Origin of the sequence: Piscinibacter sp. HJYY11 (genome assembly GCF_016735515.1) — a bacterium.
GTDB lineage: Bacteria > Pseudomonadota > Gammaproteobacteria > Burkholderiales > Burkholderiaceae_C > Rhizobacter.
Window position 1 is genome coordinate 251,692 of sequence record NZ_JAERQZ010000002.1, and the last position, 23,224, is coordinate 274,915.

Annotated in this window: 17 protein-coding genes; 10 read left to right on the plus strand and 7 right to left on the minus strand. The window is 69.5% G+C overall.

Annotated elements, in window-relative coordinates; all coding sequences use genetic code 11:
* The first annotated feature begins 4 nt into the window (after positions 1-4).
* Genes JI745_RS24920 through JI745_RS24940 form a run of 5 tightly spaced genes read left to right on the plus strand, consistent with a single transcriptional unit; the run spans position 5 to position 10,341 of the window.
* Complete coding sequence (locus JI745_RS24920; RefSeq protein WP_201813200.1) at positions 5-5,275, plus strand: S-layer family protein; 5,271 nt, start codon at positions 5-7, stop codon at positions 5,273-5,275.
* On the plus strand, positions 5,272-8,322 hold the full coding sequence (locus tag JI745_RS24925) for a caspase family protein (protein ID WP_201813201.1): 3,051 nt from the start codon (positions 5,272-5,274) through the stop codon (positions 8,320-8,322). Before JI745_RS24920 ends, JI745_RS24925 begins: the two co-directional genes overlap by 4 nt.
* A gap of 48 nt (positions 8,323-8,370) precedes the next feature.
* Positions 8,371-8,583 carry a hypothetical protein gene (locus JI745_RS24930; RefSeq protein ID WP_236675438.1) on the plus strand — a complete coding sequence of 71 codons (213 nt, stop codon included), beginning with the start codon at positions 8,371-8,373 and terminating at the stop codon, positions 8,581-8,583.
* Positions 8,584-8,614: 31 nt separating this feature from the next.
* Positions 8,615-9,544, plus strand: a complete 930-nt coding sequence (locus JI745_RS24935; protein ID WP_201813202.1) for a PHB depolymerase family esterase — start codon at positions 8,615-8,617, stop codon at positions 9,542-9,544.
* The gene (locus tag JI745_RS24940; protein ID WP_236675439.1) at positions 9,541-10,341 is read left to right on the plus strand and encodes a serine aminopeptidase domain-containing protein; all 801 of its coding nucleotides are present in this window, start codon (positions 9,541-9,543) and stop codon (positions 10,339-10,341) included. Before JI745_RS24935 ends, JI745_RS24940 begins: the two co-directional genes overlap by 4 nt.
* Here JI745_RS24940 and JI745_RS24945 read toward each other — a convergent pair.
* From JI745_RS24945 to ccmE, 7 genes are all read right to left on the minus strand, one after another.
* Positions 10,316-11,122 (minus strand): class I SAM-dependent methyltransferase, encoded by an 807-nt coding sequence (locus JI745_RS24945; RefSeq protein WP_201813204.1) that lies wholly within the window; start codon positions 11,120-11,122, stop codon positions 10,316-10,318. The two genes, JI745_RS24940 and JI745_RS24945, sit on opposite strands and share 26 nt — an antisense overlap.
* A 66-nt stretch (positions 11,123-11,188) precedes the next feature.
* Positions 11,189-12,019, minus strand: a complete 831-nt coding sequence (locus JI745_RS24950) for an AraC family transcriptional regulator (protein WP_201813207.1) — start codon at positions 12,017-12,019, stop codon at positions 11,189-11,191.
* Between the two features lie 22 nt (positions 12,020-12,041).
* Positions 12,042-13,283, minus strand: a complete 1,242-nt coding sequence (gene ccmI / locus JI745_RS24955) for a c-type cytochrome biogenesis protein CcmI (protein WP_201813213.1) — start codon at positions 13,281-13,283, stop codon at positions 12,042-12,044.
* Entirely contained in the window at positions 13,283-13,783 is a 501-nt protein-coding gene (locus tag JI745_RS24960) for a cytochrome c-type biogenesis protein (RefSeq protein ID WP_201813215.1), read from the minus strand. Before JI745_RS24960 ends, ccmI begins: the two co-directional genes overlap by 1 nt.
* Positions 13,780-14,307, minus strand: coding sequence for a DsbE family thiol:disulfide interchange protein (locus JI745_RS24965; protein WP_201813216.1), 528 nt, complete (start codon positions 14,305-14,307; stop codon positions 13,780-13,782). The genes JI745_RS24960 and JI745_RS24965 overlap by 4 nt, the downstream gene beginning before the upstream one ends.
* Positions 14,304-16,250 carry a heme lyase CcmF/NrfE family subunit gene (locus tag JI745_RS24970; RefSeq protein WP_201813218.1) on the minus strand — a complete coding sequence of 649 codons (1,947 nt, stop codon included), beginning with the start codon at positions 16,248-16,250 and terminating at the stop codon, positions 14,304-14,306. The genes JI745_RS24965 and JI745_RS24970 overlap by 4 nt, the downstream gene beginning before the upstream one ends.
* On the minus strand, positions 16,247-16,717 hold the full coding sequence (gene ccmE / locus JI745_RS24975; protein WP_201813219.1) for a cytochrome c maturation protein CcmE: 471 nt from the start codon (positions 16,715-16,717) through the stop codon (positions 16,247-16,249). Before ccmE ends, JI745_RS24970 begins: the two co-directional genes overlap by 4 nt.
* Before the next feature lie 338 nt (positions 16,718-17,055).
* On the opposite strand from ccmE, the gene JI745_RS24980 reads away from it, so the two are divergent.
* Genes JI745_RS24980 through JI745_RS25000 form a run of 5 tightly spaced genes read left to right on the plus strand, consistent with a single transcriptional unit; the run spans position 17,056 to position 23,218 of the window.
* Positions 17,056-18,072, plus strand: coding sequence for an FAD:protein FMN transferase (locus JI745_RS24980; protein WP_201813220.1), 1,017 nt, complete (start codon positions 17,056-17,058; stop codon positions 18,070-18,072).
* 43 nt (positions 18,073-18,115) lie between these two features.
* Positions 18,116-21,133, plus strand: coding sequence for a hypothetical protein (locus JI745_RS24985; protein ID WP_201813221.1), 3,018 nt, complete (start codon positions 18,116-18,118; stop codon positions 21,131-21,133).
* Positions 21,127-21,768, plus strand: coding sequence for a hypothetical protein (locus tag JI745_RS24990; protein ID WP_201813222.1), 642 nt, complete (start codon positions 21,127-21,129; stop codon positions 21,766-21,768). The genes JI745_RS24985 and JI745_RS24990 overlap by 7 nt, the downstream gene beginning before the upstream one ends.
* Complete coding sequence (locus JI745_RS24995) at positions 21,765-22,529, plus strand: SH3 domain-containing protein (protein ID WP_201813223.1); 765 nt, start codon at positions 21,765-21,767, stop codon at positions 22,527-22,529. The genes JI745_RS24990 and JI745_RS24995 overlap by 4 nt, the downstream gene beginning before the upstream one ends.
* A gap of 23 nt (positions 22,530-22,552) precedes the next feature.
* Positions 22,553-23,218 (plus strand): outer membrane beta-barrel domain-containing protein, encoded by a 666-nt coding sequence (locus JI745_RS25000; protein WP_201813225.1) that lies wholly within the window; start codon positions 22,553-22,555, stop codon positions 23,216-23,218.
* Positions 23,219-23,224: the final 6 nt, after the last annotated feature.

Below are 23,224 nucleotides of genomic sequence, written 5' to 3' on the forward strand. Positions count from 1 at the left end.
CGACATGAAGGCACCACGAGCTCACCATGCATTCCGCCTGCGCACCCTGTCGCGCGAGATGTCCTGGATCTTTGGCGCGAGCACGCTGCTCGCGATGCCACTCGCCCAGGCGGCGCCACAAGGCGGCAACGTGACGGCAGGGCAGGCGTCGATCCAGCAGAACGGCGCGCTCACCACCATCACGCAGGGCTCGCAGCGTGCGGCCATCGATTGGCGCAGCTTCAACGTCGGCGCCAACGAGACCGTCAACTTCGTGCAGCCCAGTGCCAGCGCCGCCATCCTCAACCGCGTGGTGGGCAACGACCCGTCGGCGATCTTCGGGCGCATCACCGCCAACGGGCAGGTGCTGCTCATCAACCCCAACGGCATCCTCTTCGGCCGCTCGGCGCAGGTCGACGTGGGCGCACTCACCGCCACCACCTCCAACCTGAGCAACGCCGACTTCATGGCCGGCCGCCTGAATTTCACCGAGCCCGGCAAGCCGGGTGCGACGGTCGAGAACCAGGGCCGCATCACCGTCACCGAAGGCGGCTTTGCCGCGCTGGTGGGGCGCCAGGTCGCCAACAGCGGCGTGATCACGGCGCGGCTCGGCAAGGTGGCCCTGGCCGGTGGCGATGCGTTCGTGCTCGACCTCTATGGCGACAAGCTCGTGAACCTGGTCGTCGACCCGGCCGCCATGAATGCGCTGACCGACGCGAGCGGCCAGCCCTTGGCCGCCCGTGTCGACCACAGCGGCCAGATCGTGGCCGACGGCGGGCGGGTGCAGCTGAGCGTGGCGACCGTCAGGCAGTTGGTCGACAACCTCATCAACCTGAGCGGCACCGTGCGCGCCATCTCGTTCACCAGCGCGCCGGGCGTGATCTCGCTGCATGGCGATGCCCACACGCGGGTGAACGTGAGCGGTGCGCTCGACACCTCGGGCGAGAGCCAGGGCGGCCGCATCGAGGTCACCGGCCGCGAGGTGAACCTGCAGTCCGGTTCGTCGCTCGCCGCGACCGGCGGGCAAGGCAGCATCGCGGTCGGCGGCGACTGGCAAGGCCGCGGCCCGCTCGCACATGCAGATCACGTGAACGTGGCGCAGGGCGCGCGGCTCGATGCCAGTGGCGGCACGCGCGGCGACGGCGGCACCGTCGTGCTGTGGTCCGACAAGAACACGCAGTTCGCCGGCCGCATCGACGCCAACGGTGGCAGCGCCGCCGGCAACGCCGGGCAGGTGGAGGTGTCGTCGAAGGGCACGCTCGGCTTCCAGGGCGACGTGGATGTGTTCGCGTCGAATGGGCGGCAGGGCTCGCTGCTGCTCGACCCGCTGAACCTCACCATCGCGGCGACGAGCTCCGGCGACTCGCAGGTCTCGGCCGACCAGCTGCGCTACTTCCTCACCCGCGGCACCAGCGTCACGCTCTCGGCCGACCAGAACGTGACGGTCGATGCCGAGATCAACGGCCTCGTGGCCGGCGGTGGTGGCACCCCGGGCGGCGGGCTCACGTTGACCGCGGGCAACAACCTCGCGGTGAACCAGAACATCGTGCTCAACAACGGGGCGTTGAATCTCACCGCCACGAACGGCACCCTGAGCCAGGCGAACGGCACCGTGCTCTACACCGGCACCGGCGCCGCCAACCTGCGCGGTGGTGCGGGGGTGAACCTCGGGCAAGTGCTGAGCGGCGGGGCGGTGGACATCCGCAGTGGCAATGGGGCGGTGACGGTGCGCAATGCCATCGTGGCCGCAACGCCCGACGGAAGCGTTGCGCCAGCGGCCTCGCTCAACATCGACGCCGCAGGCGCGGTCCAGTTGAACGGTGCGCTGGTGCAGGGCAATGCCACGGTGGCCAGCCGCACCGCCGGCGTGAGCCTGTCGAGCGCAGTGCTGCAGACGCGTGCAGGCAACCTGCGTGTCGATGCCGGCACGACCGTGTCGACCAGTGCAGCAAACGTGGGCCTTCTGTCAGCGGGCACCTTGTCGGTGAACGCAGGCGGGGCTGTCGATCTCGGCGTGGCCAAGAGCGATGCGCAGACCTGGATCACCTCCACGGGAGGGGGCACCACGATTCGCCAATCGGTCGGCGGCGTCTCCACGTCCGCATCGGGAGGGTTGTTGATCAACGCCGGCGGTGCGGTGGCACTTGCCGGGGCGAACGTCGGTGGCAGCGGCATTTCGGTCAACGCGACGGGTGACATCGTCTCCCAGGGCGCGACTTCGGCAGAGGGTGGCTTGGTCAGCACGGGTGCCATCAGTTTGCAGTCGAACGGCGGACGCGTCGGCACATCCACCGCACCGATCCGTGTCCAGGGCGACGGCGTTGCGCTCGACGGCGATGCCGGCGTGACCGCGGCAGCGGTGCTGTCGGGGACTGGCTTGGTCTCGATCCGGTCCGATGCCGGTGCCGTGAACGTCACCAGCGGCATCACGGGTGGGCCGGGCACCATCGATGCCAGCACGGCGCTGCGCCCGGTGGGCGTCGTCGTTCACGGGCAAACCGGCGTCGACCTAGCCGGCCCCATCGTGGCGGGCAACAACGGCGTGGGCATCGAGAGCGGCTCGGGCGCGGTAACACTGCGCGGATCGGTGTTCAGTCATGGGGCAGTCGAGGTGTCGGCACAGGGCGCGGTCAACGTGCTCGATGGCGCCGGCATCGCCACCACGCAGGACGGCGGTGCCGGGCGGGTGAACCTGTCGTCGTCGAGCGGTACTGTCACGCTGGGCAACGGCGGCATCCGCGTGACGGGTGCCGGTGCCAGCGCGGTCTTGTCTGGAGAGGGTGGTGTGGTCGTCAACGGTGACGTGCAGACCACCGGCGGCATCACCTTGCACTCGGGTGCGGGCTCGGTGCGTGTGCTCGCCAGCGCGACCAGCGACGACCCGGCGCTCAACGCGACGCTCGATGCGGGCGCCGACCCGAACCAGTCGCAGATCGAACTGCACGGCGCCACCGGCGTCGAGGCGGGTGCAATGATTGCCTATCGCGGCATCCGCATCTCGTCGAGCCAGGGCGACGTGGTGCTCAGACGCGGCCTCGGCGGCAACGCCCAGGGGACCTATGGTGGCAATTCGGTGGTGCTCAACACCGGGTACGTCGACTACGCCCGCGGTTACCTCTCGCAGTACCGGCCTAGCGTGGGAACGCTCTCCATCGAGGCGCCGCAGGGCTCGGTCGAACTCAATGGCCTCAACCTCGATGGCAACGCCAGCGCAACCTACTCGGAAGCGGGCCTGTCCGTCACGGCCGGGCGCCGCATCGTCAGCAACAACGAGATCGCGGTGAACAAGGGGCGCATCGAGCTCGTCAGCCTGGGCACGCAGGCCACCGACGGCGTCTACCTCGGCAGCAGCGTCTACTCCCGCGGCTACGACAGCGTCGGCGCCAATGGCGTGCGCGGCGGTGGCGACGACGTCAAGATCGGCTACGGCATCCGCATCGCCGGCCGCGTGCTCGGCCTCTTCGACAACACCGCGGAGATGGCGCGACTGCCGACCCGCACCTTCCTTGTCACCTGGACCGAGAACGGCAGCGCTCGCGAAGCCCGGGTGGATGCAGAAGGCTTCATCGTCGACCCCACCGGCGTGCGCATCCAGACCAACGGCAGCTACCAGGCCGTGGGCTATCGCGCCGATGCTTCCCCGGGCGGGTCACCGGCACGCGATGACATCCGTGTCTACAACGTCGACGAGCAGGCGCGCCTCACCGACGGTTCGCAGATCCTCACGGTGCAGGGCATCCCCCAGCCCGCGGTCAACGGCGTGCCGGCGCCGACGCAGCAGGAGATCGCCAAGATCGAGATCGCCAACAACGTGGCCAACTACCAGGACTACGTCACAGGCTCGCCCTCGTCCGACAACCGCGGCCGCCTGGTGCCGGCCAACACGGTGCTGGCCGGGCAGAACCGCGACGTGCTGATCGAGAGCCAGACGATCGCCGGCGTGGCCAACAGCACGCCCCACACGCCGATCCGCATTGCCAGCTTCGCGCCCCAGCTCACGACCTTGCGGCAGACGCCGTCGCTGTCGGCCGCGTCGAGCGACCCCGACATCACCTCGGCCACCGCCGGCATCGGCCTCAAGCTGCTCGGCTTCGAGGAAAGTGGCGACACGTCCAGCATCATCTGGGCCGATCGCATTCAGCTGACGGGCGGGCTCAACGGCGCGTTCTTCGGCCTGCCCGGAGGGCACAGCAACGTCGCTCCGCCGGTGCTCGGCAACTTCAGCGTCGAAGCGCCAGGCTTCGCCTCCCGCACCTACACGATCGGTGGCGTGCAGCAGTCCGAGCAGTTCGACGTGAGCGGCCTGATCTACCGCTTCACGATCGTGGGGGCGACCTCGCAATCGGCGCAACTCACGGCCATCGATTCAAGCAACGCCAACATCGGCGCGCTGCCGGCACCGCCGGCCGGTGCCATGGGGGTGAGCGCCTGGACGATCACCGGCCGCCGCAATGTGGGCGAGACGGCGGGCCTGCGGCTGGTCGAGCCCACGCTGTCGGTGTACGGCACGGCCAGCGGAGTCGACCTGCGCGGCAGCCTCTACCCTGCAGTCGCCGCCACCGCCGCCAACTCCAACTTGCAGGCGGGAGGGCAGATGACGCCGGAATACCGCCTGCGCATCCCCGACTATGCGCAGGACACGGGCGGCGGCATCACCATCGTCTCGCCGACGGGCAGCTTCTACACCCAGTCCTATCAGCTGCGGAACGTGCTGGTGGACTCCACCACCACCAGCACCACGCTTCCGGCCACGGCGCCGGGCACGCGGGTCTTCGTGTACGACGGCGTCATCAACGCGGCCAACGGCTCGCATGTGGTGGACTTCAACAGCGGCACGTCGATCCCGCCGCTCACCGGCCTGACCGGCTTCAACAACAGCACCGTCGGCTTTGCCGGTGTGGGCGTGGGCTTCAACCAGTCCGGCGGTACGGCCGGCAGCACCGGCGTGGGCAGCAGCAGCGGGCAGGGCGTGACCGGCGTGGCAATTCCGGGCGGGCAGGGCGGCACCGGTGTCGCACCGCCCGTTGACGATCGCAGCACGCAGGACGCCACCGGCGCCGCTTCCGCCAATCCCGCCCTGGCGGGCCTGCCGGGCAGCAGCGAGCTGGCGTTCGGCGTGCGGGCCGCCTCCGAAGCCGACCTGGGCCGCGGTGTGGCGGTGCCAGGCTCGGCCATCAACGTTTTCAAGCGCCGCTACCGTGTGGCCACCTCATCGAACCCGAACGTCTGCGCGCCCGATGCCGTGCAGCAGACGCCGGCCGAAGGCGGCGCGGCACGGGAGTGCGCAGCCAAGTGAGACTGGCGCGCGCGCTGGTGGCGCTGGCCGCGGCAGCGGCCGGCGCGCTGGCCTCGGCCGCCGCGCCCAGCACCGCGCCCCAGCTGCGCGTGGTGCAGGAGATGCACAACGCGCCGCTCGGCCAGATCCGCAGCGACGCGGCCCACACGCGGCTCTACACCCTGGCGCAAGACAAGACGCTTCGCATCTGGCGCCTGGCCGACCTGCAGCTGCTGCGCACCGTCTACCTGCCGGCCGAAGCGGGGCTCGAAGGTACGCCCTACGGGCTTGCGGTGAGCCGCGATGGGAAGCACGCGTATGTGGCCGGCGTCACCGGCTGGCAGTGGTCGCGGGCGGCACACGTCTATGTGGTCGATGCAGAGCGTGGCCAGATCGCCGCGAAGCTTGGCCGGTTCGACAACGACGTGGTGATCGCGCTCGATCTCTCGCCCGACGGCAAGCGCCTGGCCGTCGGCCTGGCTCGCGGCGGCCTGCAGGTGCTCGATGCGCAGAGCGGCGCCGTGCTGGCCGCCGATCCGGCTTATGCGGCACCGGTGTCCTTCCTCCACCACGGTCCCGACGGACGGCTGGCGTCGACCTCCGAAGATGGCTGCGTGCGGGTTTACGGCCGCGACATGGCGCTGGCGTTTCGCGGCCAGTACCCGCCGGTGCCCGCCGGGCAGCCGCAGTGCACCGGGTCGCAGCTCGGCGGCATCCGCTTCTCGCCCGACGGCAGGTGGCTCGCGTTCGGTGTGCGCTACCAGGCCGATGGCGGCCGGCAGCAGCCTGAGGTGACGGTGATGGACGCGGCATCGCTCGCCGTTCGGCGCACGCTGCGGCCGGACGCGGCCGACCAGCAGTCCCTGTGCTGCGTGGCCTGGTCGCCCGACAGCGCCACGCTCTACGTGAGCGGCAATGTCGACGGCAGCGGTCCCACGCCGATCTACCGCGTGCAGGACTTGCGCTCGGGCGCCCTGGAGCGCTGGAACGTGGGCCGCCAGCAGATCACCAACATGCTCCCGCTGCCCCAGGGGCAGATCGTGCTGGCCACCACGGTGCCGTCGATCACGCGTGTCGGCGCCGACGGCCAGGTGGTGATCGACCGCGAGGGCGTGCCGCAGCAGCGCCTGCCGCACAACATCGACTTCCACGCCACGGGTGCCGACCCGAGCGCGTTGCGCGTGTCGGCCGACGGCCAGTCGCTGGCCCTTGCGCGCGGCGACGCGTCGCGCCTGCGGGTCAACCTCTCGGCGCAGAACCAGCTCTCGGTGCTCACCACCGAAGGTCTCGACGATGCCGCGCTGCAGCCCGCGCGTCGCACCGGTGCAGTCAAGGTCGACACGGCGACCGGCATCTACGGCTACCGCCAGCCCACGCAGGTCAACGGCAGGCCCGTGGCGCTCGAACGCGAAGAGAGCGTGTGGAGCTGGGCCTTGCACGCCACGCAGCCGATTGCCGCACTCGGCACGCAGTGGCGGCTGCGGCTAGTCGACGCGCAAGGCAAGCCCATGAAGAACTGGGAAACCCCGCCGTACCTCGGCTCGCCGGCCTTCCACACCCTCATCACCGCTGACGGCAGGAAGGTCGTCGTCGCCCTCGGCGACGGCACGCTGCGCTGGTTTGCCGTCGACAGCGGCCGCGAGCTGCTGGGCCTCTTCGTGCACAACAACGGCAGCGACTGGGTGGCCTGGCGCGCCGACGGCTACTACGCCTCGTCGCCGCAGGGCGACCAGTACGTGGGCTGGCTCGTCAACCGTGGCGACGACCGCAGCCCCGACTTCCATCGTGCGGTGCAGTTCGAGCGCCGGCTCTACCGGCCCGACCTCGTGCGGGCGGCGTTGCGGCCCGCCACGCTGTCGGCCCTGGCCAGCGCCGAGGCCCTGGCCGAGACGCTTCGGCAGATGGCGGCGCCCCGGGTCAGCATCGAGGCCATCACGCCGGGCACCGAGCCGGGCACGGTCGCGGTGCGGCTGAGCGCCGAGTCCACCGGCCAGCCGATCCAGGAACTGGGGCTGTATGTCGACGGCGTGCCCGTGTTGCGGCCGGCCGAGCGCCGGGTGGCGCCGGGTGACGCGCAGCGCCTCGTGCGAACGGTGACGGCCCGGCTGAACGGCGCCGGCTCGGTCATCCGTGCCGAGGCCGAGACCGAGCGCTCGCTGGGCATCGACGAATCGGCCCCGCTGGCCGCCCCGCCGGCCAGCCGCGCGCGACCGGGGCGGCTGTGGCTGGTGCTGACCGGCGTCTCGCGCTTCGACAGCGTGCTGGCCTGCGAAGCCCGCGGCGACTGCAAGGTGCGCGTCACGCAACTGCCCAATACCACCCGCGATGCGCGCGAGCTCGCCGCGGTGCTCACCCGCCACACCGGCAAGCTCTTCAGCAGCGTGAGCACCGTGCTGCTGGCCGAAGACGCGCCCGAGCAGCCCACCAAGGCCAACCTCGTCTCGCGCCTCAAGGAGCTGGAGCAGGTGAGCCCCGACGACACCGTGCTCGTCTTCGTGGCCTCGCACGGTTTCACGCCCGACCCCGCGTCGGGTGAGTACTACTTCCTCACCAAGGACTCGACGCAGCAGGACCTGCTGGCCGTGACGACCGCCAGGCCGGGCCAGCCGCTGGACGTGCGCGCCGCCGCCAGCCTGATGAGCGGCACCGAGCTGCATGCGCTGCTCAGGCGCGTGCCCGGCAAGCGCATCCTCGTGCTCGACACCTGCCACTCGGGCAGCGCGGACGGGCGCAGCGACCCCTATGCCCTGGCCAAGCGCAGCGCCTCGGCGCAGATCGCGGTGCTCTCGGCGTCGCAGGGCGACCAGCTGTCGTATGAGATCCCGCCCGACCCATCCGGCAACACGCCTCAGCACGGCGCCTTCACTTATGCGCTCATCGAGGCCTTGTCAGGGCGTGCAGCGGCTCCAGGCGCGCCGGTGACGCTGCAAAGCGCCTTCCGCTACGTCGGGCCTCGGGTGAATGATCTGTTGAAGCGGGTGCCGAAAGGTGCTTCGCAGCGAGCCCTCCAGACGCCGACCCTGAGCGCGAATCCGGCGTTGGCCGCTACGGCACTCGCCGCGCCGTGAGATGCAGTATGGTGGCCCCCCTGACATTGCCAACAAGGGAGTCCCGCCTTGCGTCATCCGACCCTCGTCTTCCTCACCCTGATGGCCCTGCTCATGCAGGCCTGTTCGTCGCAGCAGCTCTACGGCGCCGGCCAGGAAATGCAGCGCAACGATTGCCGCAGGATCGTCGACATGCAGGAGCAGCGGCGCTGCATGGCCAACGCGAACATGTCGCACGACGAATACAAGCGCCAGTCCGAGGCGGCCAAGGGTGCCAGGTAGGGCCACGCGGTTGCGGGCGCTGATCGCGCCCGTGGCCTGGCGCAGGGTGCTGCCGCTGCTGTCGGTGGCGATGGTGCTTTGCGGGCCGGTGCCGTCGCATGCGGCAGGTGCTGGCATCACCGGGCCGGGCGACTATTCCTTTTCGTTCGAGCACGGCGGCAAGACACGGCAATACCGCGTGCACGTGCCGCCCGGTTTCTCGCCCGACAAGCCGATGCCGGTCGTCTTCTCGCTGCACGGCGGCGGGGGCAACACGGATTTCCAGGCCGACGACCGCTACTACGGCCAGATCTCGAAGGCAGACGCGGCAGGCTACGTGGCCGTCTTCCCCAACGGCTACAGCCGCTTCCGCGGTGGCCGGCTCGCCACCTGGAATGCCGGCAATTGCTGCGGCCTGGCCCGTGATGAAAACGCCGACGACGTGGGCTTCATCCGCGAGATCGTCAAGCGCCTGAGCGCCCAGCCGGGCATCGACGCGAAACGCTTCTACGCGAGCGGCATGTCCAACGGCGCGATGATGAGCTACCGGCTCGCCTGCGAGATGCCCGAGACCTTCCGCGCCATCGCCGCCGTCGCCGGCACCGACAACACGCGCGCGTGCACGCCAGCGTCGCCGGTGTCGGTGCTGCACATCCATGCGCGCGACGACGAGTTGGAGCTCTTCGATGGCGGCGCGGGCCGCAAGTCGCGTGCGGTGACGGCCTTCGTCGCGGTGCCCGATTCCATCTCGAAATGGGTGCAGCTCAACGGCTGCCAGGCCACGCCGAAGCGGGTGCTCGACAAGCCCGGCGCCTATTGCGAGGCCTACACCGGCTGCCAAGGAGGCACGGAGGTGAAGCTGTGCGTCACCGAGACCGGTGGCCACGCGTGGCCGGGCGGCGAGAAGCCGCGCGGCCGGGGCAAGGGGTCGGCGGCCCTGTCGGCCACCGACGAGATCTGGGACTTCTTCAAAACACGATGAACCTGCGCAAGAGAGTCTTGATGCTGGCCGCGGTGGTGCTCGGCCTGACGCTCGCTGGCTGTGCGAACAACCGGCCGACCGTGGTGCCGATGCGCACCCTGGCCGAGCCGGCGAGTTGCGGCCCGGTGGAGACCCTGGTCGTGATGCTGCCGGGCTCGTATTCCCTGCCCGAGGAATTCCAGCGCGAGGGCTTCGTGCGCACCCTGCGCGAGCAGCGCGTCGCGGCCGACGTGGTGCTGGTCGACGCGCACGTCGGCTACTACCAGGAGCGGACCATCATCGACCGCCTGCACGCCGACGTGATCCAGCCGGCCCGGGCGCGAGGCGTGAAGCATGTGTGGGTGGTGGGCATCTCGATCGGGGCGGTGGGCGCGATGCTCTATGCCGACGAGCACCCGCAGGGGCTCGAGGGCGTGGTGCTGCTGGCGCCCTTTCTCGGCACACGCCTCACCGCACTCGAGATTGAAAACGCCGGCGGGCTCGCGCGCTGGCCCGCCCCGGAACGCCGCGTCGATGAAGAGATCGACATGCGGCTGTGGCGATGGCTGCAGAAGCAGACGCTGTCGCCGCGCGTGCCGCCGCTGCACATCGTGCAGGGCTATGGCGTCGACGACCGGTTCGCGTACAACAACCGGCTCCTGAGCCGGTCGCTGCCGCCGGCGCAGGTGTACACCGCACCCGGCGGCCACGACTGGCCGGCGTGGAACGACTTGTGGCGCCGCATCGCCCGCGAGTTGCCGCTGCCTCGCCAGGCCGCCTGTGGCCCGCAGCTCACGCCACCTGCACCACGGCCTTGAAGAAGGTGTAGCAGAACACCCCGTCCGGCTCGGCGGTGCGCTGCAGGGCGCGCAGGCCATCGTCGAAAGCGGCCGGTGTCGAGAGTCCGGCGGCGAGCGCCTCGTCTTTCACCCCTTCGATCATGGCGGTGAAGGTCTTGCGGGTGAACCCGTCGACCCATGCCGGCCGGCTCGCATCGGCATAGACGAAGCGCGGCGACACCACGGCCTGCGCGGCCCCGGCGGCCCGCAGCAGCGGCTGGAGCCGGCGGCCGATGCAGGCATCGCCCCCGGCACGCGCCTGCAGCTGCACCTGACAGTCGATCGTGTGCCGCGCCGCGGCGCTCTCGGGGTGGAACATGACCGAGCCGTGGTCGCCTTCGATCACCGTCAGCGTGCCGCCGGGGCGCACCAGGCGCAGCAAGGTGCGCAGCACGTCGACCGGGTCCGGCAGGTGCTCGAGCACGAAGCAGACGAAGACATGGTCGAACGATGCCGCGTCAAAGGGCAGCGCGCGGAGGTCGGCCTGCTGGAAGCTCAGGTTGCGCAGGCCGGCGGCCGCAGTGCGCTCGCGTGCGTGGGCGAGCGACTCCGCCGAGATGTCGATGCAGGTGACGTGCGCGCCGGGGCTTTGCGCGGCGATTGTCAAGGTCTGTGCGCCGGTGCCACAACCGGCTTCGAGCACGCGGCTCCCGGTCGGGTAGCGGGTGTCGTGGTGCAACAGCTCCGACAGCGTGCGGGCCTGGTCGTGCAGGCGTTCTTGCTCACGGTGGCCGTATCCGTGGACGTAGGCATGGCTCATGGGACACGCAGCGGGGAAGTGACGATGGGGCCAGTCTGGCCGGCACCGCCTGCGCGGTCTTGAACGCTATTGCAGCGCGGCCCGTTGCCAGGCGCCGGGCGTGAAGCCCAGCTGCTGCGTGAACGCACGGCTCATGTGGCTCTGGTCGGCGAAGCCGCACGCGAGCGCCACGTCGGCGAGGGCGTCGCCGCGGGCGATGAGCGCGCGGGCGTGCTCGACACGCCGCTGGCGCAGCCAGGCATGGGGCGGCATGCCGTGCTCGTGCGCGAAATGACGCAGCACCTGGTAGCGGCTCAGGCCGGCAAGCGTGGCCAGGTCGTCGAGCGACGGCGCATCGGCCAGGTCGTCGGCGAGCCGGTCGCGCACGCGGTCGAGTGCAGGCGAGGCCTGGCGCTGCGGCCGCGGGGCGCGGTTGGCGTGCTGGGCGAGCAGCCGGCCGCAGACCTGGGCCCAGGCTTCGTCGCAGGCCAGCGCATCCGGCGTCGCGGTGTGAGTCAGCAGCTGTGCGAAGAGGTGCTGCAAGGCCTGCCGCAGCAGCGGATCGTCGAACACGGGGTGTGTGAGCGCCAGGCCTTGCGGCAGCGTGTCACCCGCAGCGAGCGTGGAGGCCTGCAGCGCGGAGGTTTCCATGTAGACCATGCGCCAGCGCCGCGCTGGCGCACCGAGCGGCCGGCCATCGTGCACCTCGCCGGGGTTGGTGCTGATCAGGTTGCCCGCGTGCGCGGTCACCGTGCCGCGGCCGCTGGCGGAGCAGTGGGCACCCTGGTCGATCAGCCCCACGCCGAAGGTGTCGTGCCAGTGGCGCGGGAAGTGCCGCGAGCTTTCGATCTGCGTGAGGTGGACGCCGGGCCAGGGTGTCGTCTTCACCTCGCAGCGGTGCAACTCGGAGGCGGCCATGCGACGTGGTGGGCTCGGCCGGTCAGGGCCGCACCTGGTCGATCACCACCTCGACGCCGCTGGCGCCCGGCTTGACCGTGGCGCTGGCGCCGATGAGGTCGCCCGACTGCGGCGTGGCGTTGCCGCTGCGCGAGACACGCGCCTCGATGCGCACTTCGCTTGCGCCCGAGATCTTGGCCTCGGGGCTCATGGCGAGGCTGTCGTCGAGCTTGAAGCTGAAGGGCAGGGCCGACACCTGCGTGCGCTGCACGGCCAGCGGCATGCGCGGGCCTTGCGGGTTGCGCGCGAAGATGAAGACGGTGTCGCCCGGCTGCACCTTGCTGGCGAGCGCCGGCGCAAGGCTCACGCGGCCGCTGACGCCGGCACCCGCCACAGCGGCGAGAGGCGGCTTGTTCGTGGCAGCCGTCGCGGCAGCCGTGGCCGCCGCCGGTGCCTTGGAGCCGCCCACACCCGCCATCTGCTCGCGCGTCTTGGCGATGGCCTCGGTGAGCCACCTCGCGTCATCGGAGTCGGGCGGGATGATGCGCAGCAGCTGCTCCCAGTACTTGAGCGCCGTCGCGAGGTCGTTGCGGTTGTAGGCCGCGGTCGCCGCGAGCGACATCGCCATCGGGTTCTCCGGCTCCAGCTTGAGCGCCTGGTTGAGCACTTCCATCGGCTTGCCGTCGAAGTTGCCCATCGCACGGGTGGCCAGCACATCGGCGTATTCGGCGAGCAGGGTGGCGTTTTCCTGCAGGGCCGGGCCGATGCGGTTGAAGGCCGCTTCGGCGTCGGGCAGGCGGCCCATCGCGCGGTAGCTGCGTGCCAGCACGACGAAGCCGCGCGGGTCGGGGTTCTTCTCCATGCGGGCGGCCAGGTCGGCCACCATCTTCTCGACGTCTTTCTGCTCGGGGGCGCGCACGACGAGCGGGTCGAGCGCCTGCGGCGAGCCGCGCCAGGCGTACATGCCAGCCGCGGCCAGCGGCAGGGCCAGGGCGATCACGATGGCCGTGGCGCGCATGCTGGTGGTGGCGGCGGCCGGCGTCTCCTGTGCCGATACGTCGTCGAGCAGGCGGCGCTGCAGCTCGGCGCGCGCCTGCGCGTGGTCCTCAGGCGTCAGCGTGCCGGCGGCGAGGTCGCGGTCGATCTCGGCCAGCTGGTCGCGGTAGACGCCGGCGTTGACGTCGCTCGTCGCCACAGAGGCCTTGGGCTTGCGTTTCCACGGGCGCAGCAGCACCACCAGAGTGGCCACGACCAGCAGGGCCGCGGCCAGTGCGAATCCGCCCATCAGGAGTCTCCCTTGAGCGAGGGCGGTGCCTCGCGTTTGTCATTCAGCAGGGCTTCGGCCCGGCGTTGTTCTTCGGCGCTGAGGGCCGCGTCGGCGGGTTGGCGGCGGCGCAGGAAGGTGATCAGTGCGACCAGGCCGCCGAGCATCAGCACGAACGGCCCGGCCCACAGCAGCCAGGTCGTCGGCTTGACCGGCGGTCGGTAGAGCACGAAATCGCCATAGCGGTGGACCATGAATTCGCGGATCTCGTCATCGGTCTTGCCCTGCTTGATCAGCGTGCGGATCTCGCGCTTGAGGTCGAGCGCCAGGTCGGCGCGCGAGCCGGCGAGCGACTCGTTCTGGCAGACCAGGCAGCGCAGCTCCTCGCTGATGTGCAGCAGGCGGGCTTCGACCTTGGGGTCGTCGGCCAGCGGCGCGGCGTCTTTCGCGTGCAGCGCGGCCGTGGCAAGCGTCAGGGGCAGCGCCAGCAGCAGCGCCCGGAGGAAGTGCCTCGCGCTCATTTCTGCAGCTCTCGCACCAGCGGGACGATCTTCTGCTCGAGCACCTCGGCCGTCACCGGCCCGATCTGCTTGAAGCGGATCACGCCCGCCTTGTCGATGACATAGGTCTCGGGCACGCCGTAGACGCCGTAGTCGATGCCCACGCGGCCATCGGCATCGACGATGGAAAAGTCGTACGGGTCGCCATGGCGCTGGAGCCACGCGAGTGCCTCGGGGCGCTGGTCCTTGTAGTCGAGGCCGATGAGCGGGGCGATCTTGCGCTTGGAGAAGTCGACCAGCAGCGGGTGCTCGACACGGCACGACACGCACCACGAGGCCCAGACGTTGAGCAGCCAGACCTTGCCCGCCATGTCCTTCGGGCTGAAGCTGCCTTCCTTGTGAAGCTGCGGCAAGGTGAAGGCCGGCGCCGGCTTGCCGACCAGGGGCGATGGCACTTCGCGCGGGTTGAGCTTGAGGCCGATCGCCAGGAACACCGCCAGCACCATGAAGAGCGCCAGCGGGATCAGCACATAGCGCTTCTTCATGCCGCGGCCCCCTGCAGGGCCGTCTGGGTGCTGCGCTGCTTCAGCCGGTAGCGCCGGTCGGCCGCGGCGATGCCGCCGCCGAGCGCCATCAGCAGGCAGCCGCCCCAGATCCAGGTGACGAAGGGCTTGTAATAGACACGCACGCTCCAGGCGCTGCCTTGCGGGTCGAGCGCCTCGCCGAGCGAGACGTAGAGGTCGCGGGTGAAGCCGGAGTCGATGGCGGTCTCGGTCATCGGCATCTGCGACGAGAAGTAGTTGCGCTTCTCCGGGTGCAGGTGGCGCAGCACCACGCCGTCCTTCAGGAGCGCCACGTCGCCGCGCATGGCGGTGTAGTTGGGGCCTTCGACCTGGCGCACGCTCTCGAGCCGGAAGGTGTAGCCGCCCATGGCGACGGTGTCGCCCATGGCCATGCGCACGTCCTTCTCGACTTCATAGCCCTTGACCATGGTCACGCCGATCACGAAGACGGCCATGCCGAGGTGGGCCAGGTGCATGCCCCAGAAAGACCTTGGCGGCCAGCCCGAGCGCAGCCGTTCGCGGATCTGGAAGGCGGTGCTGGCAATGATCCACACCGCAAGCAGCAGGCCCAGCGCGACCAGCGGGCTCCACTCGCCGACCAGGAACGGCAGGCCGATGCCGGCCGCCACGGCGATCACGGCGGCCAGCCGCAGGCGCTGCGCCATGTCGCGCGCGTCGGCGTGCTTCCAGCGTGCGAGCGGGCCGAGTGCGATCAGGAAGAGCAGCGGCAGCATGATCGGCACGAAGACGGCATTGAAGTACGGCGGGCCGACGGACAGCTTGCCCATGCCCAGCGCGTCGATCAGCAGCGGGTAGAGCGTGCCCAGCATCACCGAGCCGCAGGCCACGACCAGCAGCACGTTGTTGACGAGCAGCAGCGTCTCGCGCGAGAAGAGCGCGAAGGTGCCGCCCGTGCTGACCTTGGCCGCGCGCCAGGCGAAGAGCGTGAGCGAGCCGCCGATCACCAGCACCAGGAAGCCGAGGATGAAGACACCGCGTTCGGGGTCGGTGGCGAAGGCATGGACCGAGGTCAACACGCCCGAGCGCACGAGGAAGGTGCCCAGCAGCGACAGCGAGAAGGCGGCGATGGCCAGCAGCACCGTCCAGTTCTTGAAGCTGCCGCGCTTTTCGGTCACGGCCAGCGAGTGGATCAGCGCGGTGCCCACGAGCCAGGGCATGAACGACGCGTTTTCCACCGGGTCCCAGAACCACCAGCCGCCCCAGCCCAGCTCGTAGTAGGCCCAGTAGGAGCCGAGCGCGATGCCGAGGGTCATGAAGACCCAGGCCACGTTCGTCCAGGGGCGCGACCAGCGGGCCCACGCGGCGTCGAGCCGGCCGGCCAGCAGCGCGGCGATGGCGAAGGCGAAGGCCACCGAGAAGCCCACGTAGCCCATGTAGAGCATCGGCGGGTGCACGATGAGGCCGGGGTCCTGCAGCAAGGGGTTGAGGTCGGCACCGTCGCGTGCGGCCGGCAGCAGGCGGTCGAACGGGTTGGAGGTGAGCAGCATGAAGAGCAGGAAGCCCACCGACACCAGGCCCAGCACCCCCAGCACACGCGCCACCATGGCCTGCGGCAGCTGGCGCGACAAGAGGCTCACGGCGGCCGACCAGCCAGTGAGCATCAGCACCCACAGCAGCAGCGAGCCTTCGTGGCCGCCCCACACGGCGGAGGCGCGGTAGGCGGTGGGCAGCTTGGAGTTGGAATGCTGCGCGACGTATTGCACCGAGAAGTCGTTGGCGACGAAGGCATACATCAGGCAGCCGAAGGCGAAGGCCACCAGCAGGAACTGCGTCTGCGCCGCGGGGCGGGCGAGGGCGATCCAGCCGGCATGGCCGCGGTGGGCGCCGATGAGCGGCAGCACGCCTTGGACCAGCGCCACGAAGAGCGCGAGGATGAGGGCCAGGTGTCCGAGTTCGGGGGTCATGGGCGGGCGCCTTCCTTGGGCATGGCGTCTTTGGGCATGGACTTGGCGGCCTTGTGCGCCTGGTCGACCGCATGCTGCGCCTCGGGCGGCATGTAGTTCTCGTCGTGCTTGGCGAGCACCTCGGTGGCCTGGAACTCGCCATTGCTGCCGAGCTTGCCCTGCACCACCGCGCCTTTCCCTTCCTTGAAGAGATCGGGAAGGATGCCGGTGTAGGTGACGCGCACGTCCTTGGCCGTGTCGGTCACGATGAAGTGGACCGTCATCTGGTCGCGCTTCACGCTGCCCTCGCGCACCATGCCGCCGACGCGGAAGGCACGGTTCTTCGGAGCTTCGCCCGCCGCCACCTGGGTGGGCGTGAAAAAGAAGGCGACGTTGCTCTGGAGGGCGTTGAGCACGAGTGCCGTGGCGATGCCCAGGCCGGCGAGTGCACCCACGATGATCGCGATGCGCTTGTGTCGAGGTTTCATGTGAGCAGAGGCTCGCGTTGAGGTTGAGGCCGGGCCGTCGGAGACAGGGGCCAACGGCGGATTATCCGCGCAGGCTAAGTGCGATTCCGGTATGGGCAAGTTCCGTTCTGTAGCAAGCGCGCATACACCAAAGGCCACTCCGTATCTTCTGCGACCGTATGTAAGCCTGCTCACGTTTGCCAACTATTGACGTTATTTTTTCGCTTCTGTGGGTCGATGATCCGGCCGACGACAAAGAGGGCCTCCGTTGCGCACGTCGCAAAGAGAGGCCTGACACAACAACCTCGGAGTGCATCTTGACCTTCATCTGCCACCGTTCGGAGCACGCGGAGTAAGCCATGCTGTTCGGCTTGTCCAAGCTCCGTCGCAATGACGACACCCAGGCCACGGCCCCAAGCCGTGCATGGGGCCGCTCGCAGCGCCAAGGTGAGTGGATGAGCCGCGAGGAAGCCATCATGGGCACCGCGGTGCGCGTGGAGCTCTGGGCGCCGCAGCGCGAGCAGGGCGAGGCTGCGATCGACGCGGTGATGGCCGAGATGCACCGCATCGACCGCACCATGAGCCCGCACAAGGCCGACTCCGAGCTGTCGATCATCAACCGCGAAGCGGCCCGCCACGCCGTGCCGCTGAGCGCCGAGATGGCGCGCCTGGTCTCGCGGGCCATCGATTTCTCCAGGCTGTCCGACGGTGCCTTCGACATCACCTACGCCGGTGTCGGCCAGCTCTACGACTACCGCGCCGGCATCAAGCCGAGCGACGAGGCGGTGGCCGCAGCCAAGCCGACCGTCGGCTGGCGCCACCTCATCCTCGACCGCGAGCAGCGCACCCTGCGCTTCGCCCGCGAGGGCGTGCGCATCGACCTCGGTGGCTTTGCCAAGGGCCATGCGGTCGACAACAGCGTGGCCATCCTTCGCCGCATGGGCATCGCCAACGCGTCGGTGGCCGCTGGTGGCGACAGCTATGTGATGGGCGACCGTGGCGGCCGCCCCTGGAGCATCGGCATCCGCGATCCGCAGCGCGACAGCGGCGTGGTGGCGGTGCTGCCGCTCGAAGACACGTCCATCTCGACTTCGGGTGACTACGAGCGCTTCTTCATCGAAGACGGCGTGCGCCATCACCACCTGCTCGACCCCCGCACCGGCCGTTCGCCGCGCGCGCTGCGCAGCGTGACGATCCTGGCCGCCGACGGGCTGACGAGCGAGGCGCTGTCGAAGTGCCTGTTCGTGATGGGTTTGGATGCCGGCATGCGACTCGTCGAGTCGCAGCCGGGTGTGGACGCGGTGGTGGTCGACGCGCAAGGGGCGTTGCACTACTCGTCCGGGTTGCTGGATGGCGCGGCAGCGCCAGCGCAGTGACCGGCAAGTGTTGACGATGAATCGGACTCAATAGGAGGTGAACATGAAAGAAGTCCTGACGAGAAAGCATGCGCTGGCGTGCATCGCAGTCTGCGCAAGCGTCGTGCTCGCGGGTTGCGGCAGCGGCAGCAGCAGCACGGACTCCGGCGACACGGTCACGGTCAACGGCGATGTGCCGGTGGCCTATGTGAAGCGCTCGACGACCCTCAGCATGAACCCGACCGACGGCGCGCCTTTCGCTGCCGGTGGCGACCTCATGATCCGCGAGAAGTCGTCGGCCAGCGCCCAGGAACACAACATCACCGGCCACATCACCCAGGGCAACGGTGACGCCTCCGACCCCGAGGTCTCGTACGACGGCCGCAAGATCGTCTTCGCGCTGCGCTGCCCGACCTCCAACACCTCCCAGATCAACGGCGTGGCCGCCTGTACCGGCCGCTGGAACATCTGGGAATACGACATGACCAACAGCGGCCTGACCAACGGCACGCTGCGTCGCATCACCAGCTCGACCACCGACGACGACGCCGACCCGTACTACCTGCCGGGCGGCGCGGGCTACGTCTTCTCGTCCAACCGCCAGACCAAGGCGCGCCCCAACCAGGCGCTGGGCCAGGCCTACAAGGCGCTCGACGAATACGAGCGCGAGGCGGTGATGAACCTGCACACGATGGATGCCAACGGCGGCAACATCACGCAGATCTCGTTCAACCAGTCGCATGACCGCAACCCGGTGGTGCGCCCCAACGGCGACATCATGTTCTCGCGCTGGGAGCACGTGGGCGACCGCAACCGCTTCGCGGTGTTCCGCTCCAAGCCCGACGGCACCGACATGTTCGTGCTCTACGGCGCGCAGAGCCCGGGCAACAGCTTCCTGCACCCGCGTGACATGGACCCGAACGGTGCCTACCGCGGCCACATCTCCAGCTCGCTGATGCCGCTGTCGCGCACCCAGGAAGGTGGCGCGCTGATGGTGATCGATGCGTTCAACTACTCGGAGAACAACACCCGCGCCTTCGTGACCGCACCGGCCACCGGTGGCCAGCGCCAGGTCACCGCGCAGACGCTGAACGACGGCATGGGCCTGTCGGAGTTCGGCCGCGTGACCACGCCGTACCCGCTCTGGGACGGCACCAACCGCATCCTCGTCGCCTACCGTCCCTGTGAAGTGACGCGCAACGGCGTGGTGGTGCCCTGCGCCACCCTGACCTCCGCCGAGCGCGCCCGCCTGAGCGCCCGCAACCGCCTGGCCGCTGACATCGCGCTCGACACCGTGCGCGACAACGCCCCGGCCGCCTACGGCATCTACATGTACAACCCGGCCAACCAGACCTGGCTGCCGGTCGCGGCACCGCCGTCGGGCTTCATGTACACCGACCCGATCGCCATCCAGGCGCGCGCCGAGCCCAACGCCACCCCGCCGGTGGCCGTGGACGCGACCCTGGCGGCCGCCAACATGGCGCTGATCGAGGTGCGCAGCGTCTACGACACCGACGGCCTCGGCCGCATGGGCGAGATGATGCTGACCGCCGCCGACCGCCCGGCCGGCTGCGCACGCGGCATCGCCATGACCACCCCGCCGCACGAAGACAGCGAGACCCGCAGCTCGGTGGCCGACATCGTGGCCCTGAAGGACCCGGCCAACCCGGCCTACCACTGCACCCCGGTGCGCTTCGTCCGCGCCATGCGCGCCGTGGCACCCCCGCAAGGCATGACCGGCCTGCGCAGCTCGATCGGCGAAACCGAATTCGAGCAGCAGCAGATCCTCGGCTATGCGCCCGTGGAACCCGATGGCTCGTTCAAGCTGCACGTGCCGGCCGACACGCCGCTCGCGCTGTCGATCATCGACAGCAAGGGCCGTGCGATCCAGACGCACACCAACTGGATCCAGGTCCGCCCGGGCGAGCGCCGCACCTGCGACGGCTGCCACAGCCCGCGCCGTGGCGCCTCGCTGAACTCCGGCGTCGTGGTCAACACCATGCCGGCTGCGCTGGTCGCCGCCCTGGCTTCCGATCACCAGACCGGTGAGACGATGGCCTCGACCCGCACCCGCCAGACCCCGGCGGCGCTGACCCTGCAGGCCAACCTGGAGTTCACCGACGTCTGGGCCGACACCACCCAGAGCGGCATCGTCGCCCGTGCGCCGATCCAGATCCGCTACACCGGCAACGCCAACCCGGCGGACGACCTGCAGACCCCGGCACCGGCCACGACCGGCACCCACCGCGGCATCATCAACTACCCCGAGCACATCGCCCCCATCTGGACGCGTGCCCGTGGCCCGGCCGGAGCCCACACCTGCACCAACTGCCACGCCGATGCGGCCGTGCTCGACCTGCGCGGCACCACCTCCGGCACCGGCCGCATGACCTCGTATGAAGAGCTGGTCATGGGCGACCCGATCATCGACCAGGCCACCGGCCTGCCGCAGATCGTGGTGCGCGATGGCGAGCCGATGATCGAGCGCGGCGCTGCGCTGGTGGAAACGAGCTCGAGCGCGGCCAACTCGGCTGGCGGCACCCGCAAGAGCCGCCTGGGCGAGATCCTCTTCGGCGAGACCCTGCTGGCAGGCGCCGGTGCGCGCACGGCCCACCCGAACCCGCCCAACACCGCCCCGGACCATGCGACCCTGCTCAACAAGGCCGAGCTGCGCCTCGTGACCGAGTGGATGGACCTCGGCGGCCAGTACTACAACGACCCGTTCAACCCGAACGGCAGCGTGCGCGCCATCAACGGCCTCTCGGAAGCGAGCTTCGCCGCCAATGTGCAGCCGATCCTGCGCCGCAGCTGCGCCGCCTCGTGCCACCAGGCCGGCAACATCGACCCGGCCGTGCCGGGTGGCCTGACCTTCCGTGGCAACCGCTTCATCCTGACCGGTAGCACCGAGGGCGACTTCGGTGTGACACTCTCGATGATTTCCAACACCTGCAATGCGGCGTCGAACTACCTGCTGAGCCGGCCGTCCAGCAACCCGCACCCCGCGGGCGGCACCGGGCCGGTCCTGCCGGTCGGCAGTGCCGACTACCAGACGATCGCGAACTGGATCTCGAGCGGATGCTGACCAAGGAAGAGCGTGGACTTCGCCAGCGTGTCCCGAGCCTGCGCGCAGCGCAGGCCGGCCTGGGCCACCTCCCGCGCCTTGCGCGCGCGGGGGCGACCGCGGCCCTGATCGCCTTGATGGCGGGTTGCGGCGGCGGGACGCCGCTGGGCAACCCGCCCGACATCCGCAACGATGGCGGTGGCACGGGAGGGCGGTCGCTCTCCTTTGCCTACTACCAGCGCTGCATCAACCCGATATTCCTTGCGTCCTTGCCGATCATTGGCTCCAATCCGCCGGTCACCAACACTTGTGCGGGAGCGGGTTGCCATGACGATGCCAACGGCGCGGGCGGCGCATTCCGCGTGCGCCCCTCAGCAGCGCCCGTGAGCCTGCTCAGCACCGCCGACGTGATCCGCGCCAGCGACATGTACAAGAACTACTACTCCGCCCAAGGCGAAGTGACCTTCAATTCCGTGCTGCTGAGCCGGCTCATTACCAAGCCGCTCGTGCGTGGCGTGCTGCATGGCGGTGGCCAGATCTTCCCGAACGACCTCGACCCCAACGTGCAGAAGATCCTCTACTGGATGACCAACCCCATTCCCGTGGGGCAGGACGAACTCACCACCGACTTGCCTGCCGGTCCTGCGTGTCCATGAACGTGCCACGTGTCGTTCGAAGCGTGGCCTGCGCTTTGGCGCTGGGCGCCGTGGCAGGGCTGGCGAGCCCGGTCTTCGCCGCCGACGCGCCCCGTGAACGCCTCACCGTCGCCGACCCCTACCTCGAGGTCCACACCGGCCCGGGGCGTGGCTACCCGGTCTTCCACGTGGTCGAGCGCGCCGACTGGGTCGAGATCGAGCTGCGCCGCACCGACTGGTACAAGATCCGCACCTCCGACGGCAAGGTCGGCTGGGTCGTGCGCCAGCAGCTTGAGCGCACGATTGCCGAAGCCGGTGGGCAGAAGACCTTCCGCGACGTCGCACTCGACGACTACCTGAAGCGCAAGCTCGAAATGGGCGCCGGCTACGGCCGCTTCAAGAAGGAGCCCATGCTCAAGCTGTGGATGGGCTATCGCCTGTCCGACACGCTGTCGCTCGAAGGCACGGTCGCGCAGGTGCAGGGCGTGTTCTCCGGCACCGACCTCTGGCATTTCAACCTCATCTCCGAGCCCTGGTCGGACAAGCGCTGGTCGCCGTTCTTCGGCGTCGGCATCGGCAAGTTCAAGAACATCCCGAACCAGAGCCTGGTCGGCGCGCAGCTCACCAACGTCAACCTCGCCAACGGCACCATCGGCCTGCGCTACTACCTGACCGACCGCTTCGTGCTGCGCACCGACTACACCTTCTACACGGCCTTCCTGAGCGACGCCCGCTATGGCGAGTACCGCGCGGTGACGGCCGGGCTGTCGTTCTTCTTCTGATCGGTCTCATCGTGCACGCCCTCATGCCCATGACCCCCAAGCTGATCGTCTCCTCGCTGCTGGCCGCCGCCACGCTGTGCGCCTCGCCGGGTGCCCTGGCCGCCGACGAGAAAGACAAGGACAACAAGCCGGCCAACGAGCAGGTCATCGTGCCGCAGGTCGACCGGCGCAACGTCAAGGTGCCCAAGTTCCCGTCGAAGGACTTCGAGCTGGGCCTCTTCACCGGCACCTACGCCACCGAGAGCTTCGGCTCCAGCTCGGTGAGCGGCGTGCGGCTCGGCTACCACATCACCGAAGACTTCTTCGTCGAGGGCGCCTACGCCCGCACCAAGGTCAGCGACGAGAACTACCGCCAGATCCTCCCCGGCGGCATCTTCCCGAGCGGCACGGAGACCCTGACCTACTACAACGTGTCGGTGGGCTGGAACGCGCTGCCGGGCGAGATCTTCATCTGGCGCAACACCGCCAAGGCCTCGGCGCTGTACCTCATCGCCGGCATCGGCAACACCAAGTTCCTCGAGCAGCGCAAGCAGACGATCAACTACGGCGTCGGCTCGCGGGTGCTCTTCGCCGACTGGTTCGCGCTGCAGATCGACATCCGCGACCACATGTTCACCTATGACCTGCTGGGCCGCCGCAAGAGCACCCACAACATCGAGTTCACGCTCGGCACGACCTTCTTCTTCTGACAGGTG

What these genes read in the sequence shown, in the direction of transcription:
- JI745_RS24995 (WP_201813223.1), top strand. Translation starts at nt 21,765, where the DNA reads ATGAACGTGCCACGTGTCGTTCGAAGCGTGGCCTGCGCTTTGGCGCTG.
- JI745_RS24920 (WP_201813200.1), top strand. Translation starts at nt 5, where the DNA reads ATGAAGGCACCACGAGCTCACCATGCATTCCGCCTGCGCACCCTGTCG.
- JI745_RS25000 (WP_201813225.1), top strand. Translation starts at nt 22,553, where the DNA reads ATGCCCATGACCCCCAAGCTGATCGTCTCCTCGCTGCTGGCCGCCGCC.
- JI745_RS24940 (WP_236675439.1), top strand. Translation starts at nt 9,541, where the DNA reads ATGAACCTGCGCAAGAGAGTCTTGATGCTGGCCGCGGTGGTGCTCGGC.
- JI745_RS24960 (WP_201813215.1), bottom strand. Translation starts at nt 13,783, where the DNA reads ATGAGCGCGAGGCACTTCCTCCGGGCGCTGCTGCTGGCGCTGCCCCTG.
- ccmI (WP_201813213.1), bottom strand. Translation starts at nt 13,283, where the DNA reads ATGGGCGGATTCGCACTGGCCGCGGCCCTGCTGGTCGTGGCCACTCTG.
- JI745_RS24950 (WP_201813207.1), bottom strand. Translation starts at nt 12,019, where the DNA reads ATGGCCGCCTCCGAGTTGCACCGCTGCGAGGTGAAGACGACACCCTGG.
- JI745_RS24985 (WP_201813221.1), top strand. Translation starts at nt 18,116, where the DNA reads ATGAAAGAAGTCCTGACGAGAAAGCATGCGCTGGCGTGCATCGCAGTC.
- JI745_RS24965 (WP_201813216.1), bottom strand. Translation starts at nt 14,307, where the DNA reads ATGAAGAAGCGCTATGTGCTGATCCCGCTGGCGCTCTTCATGGTGCTG.
- JI745_RS24980 (WP_201813220.1), top strand. Translation starts at nt 17,056, where the DNA reads ATGCTGTTCGGCTTGTCCAAGCTCCGTCGCAATGACGACACCCAGGCC.
- JI745_RS24990 (WP_201813222.1), top strand. Translation starts at nt 21,127, where the DNA reads ATGCTGACCAAGGAAGAGCGTGGACTTCGCCAGCGTGTCCCGAGCCTG.
- JI745_RS24945 (WP_201813204.1), bottom strand. Translation starts at nt 11,122, where the DNA reads ATGAGCCATGCCTACGTCCACGGATACGGCCACCGTGAGCAAGAACGC.
- ccmE (WP_201813219.1), bottom strand. Translation starts at nt 16,717, where the DNA reads ATGAAACCTCGACACAAGCGCATCGCGATCATCGTGGGTGCACTCGCC.
- JI745_RS24970 (WP_201813218.1), bottom strand. Translation starts at nt 16,250, where the DNA reads ATGACCCCCGAACTCGGACACCTGGCCCTCATCCTCGCGCTCTTCGTG.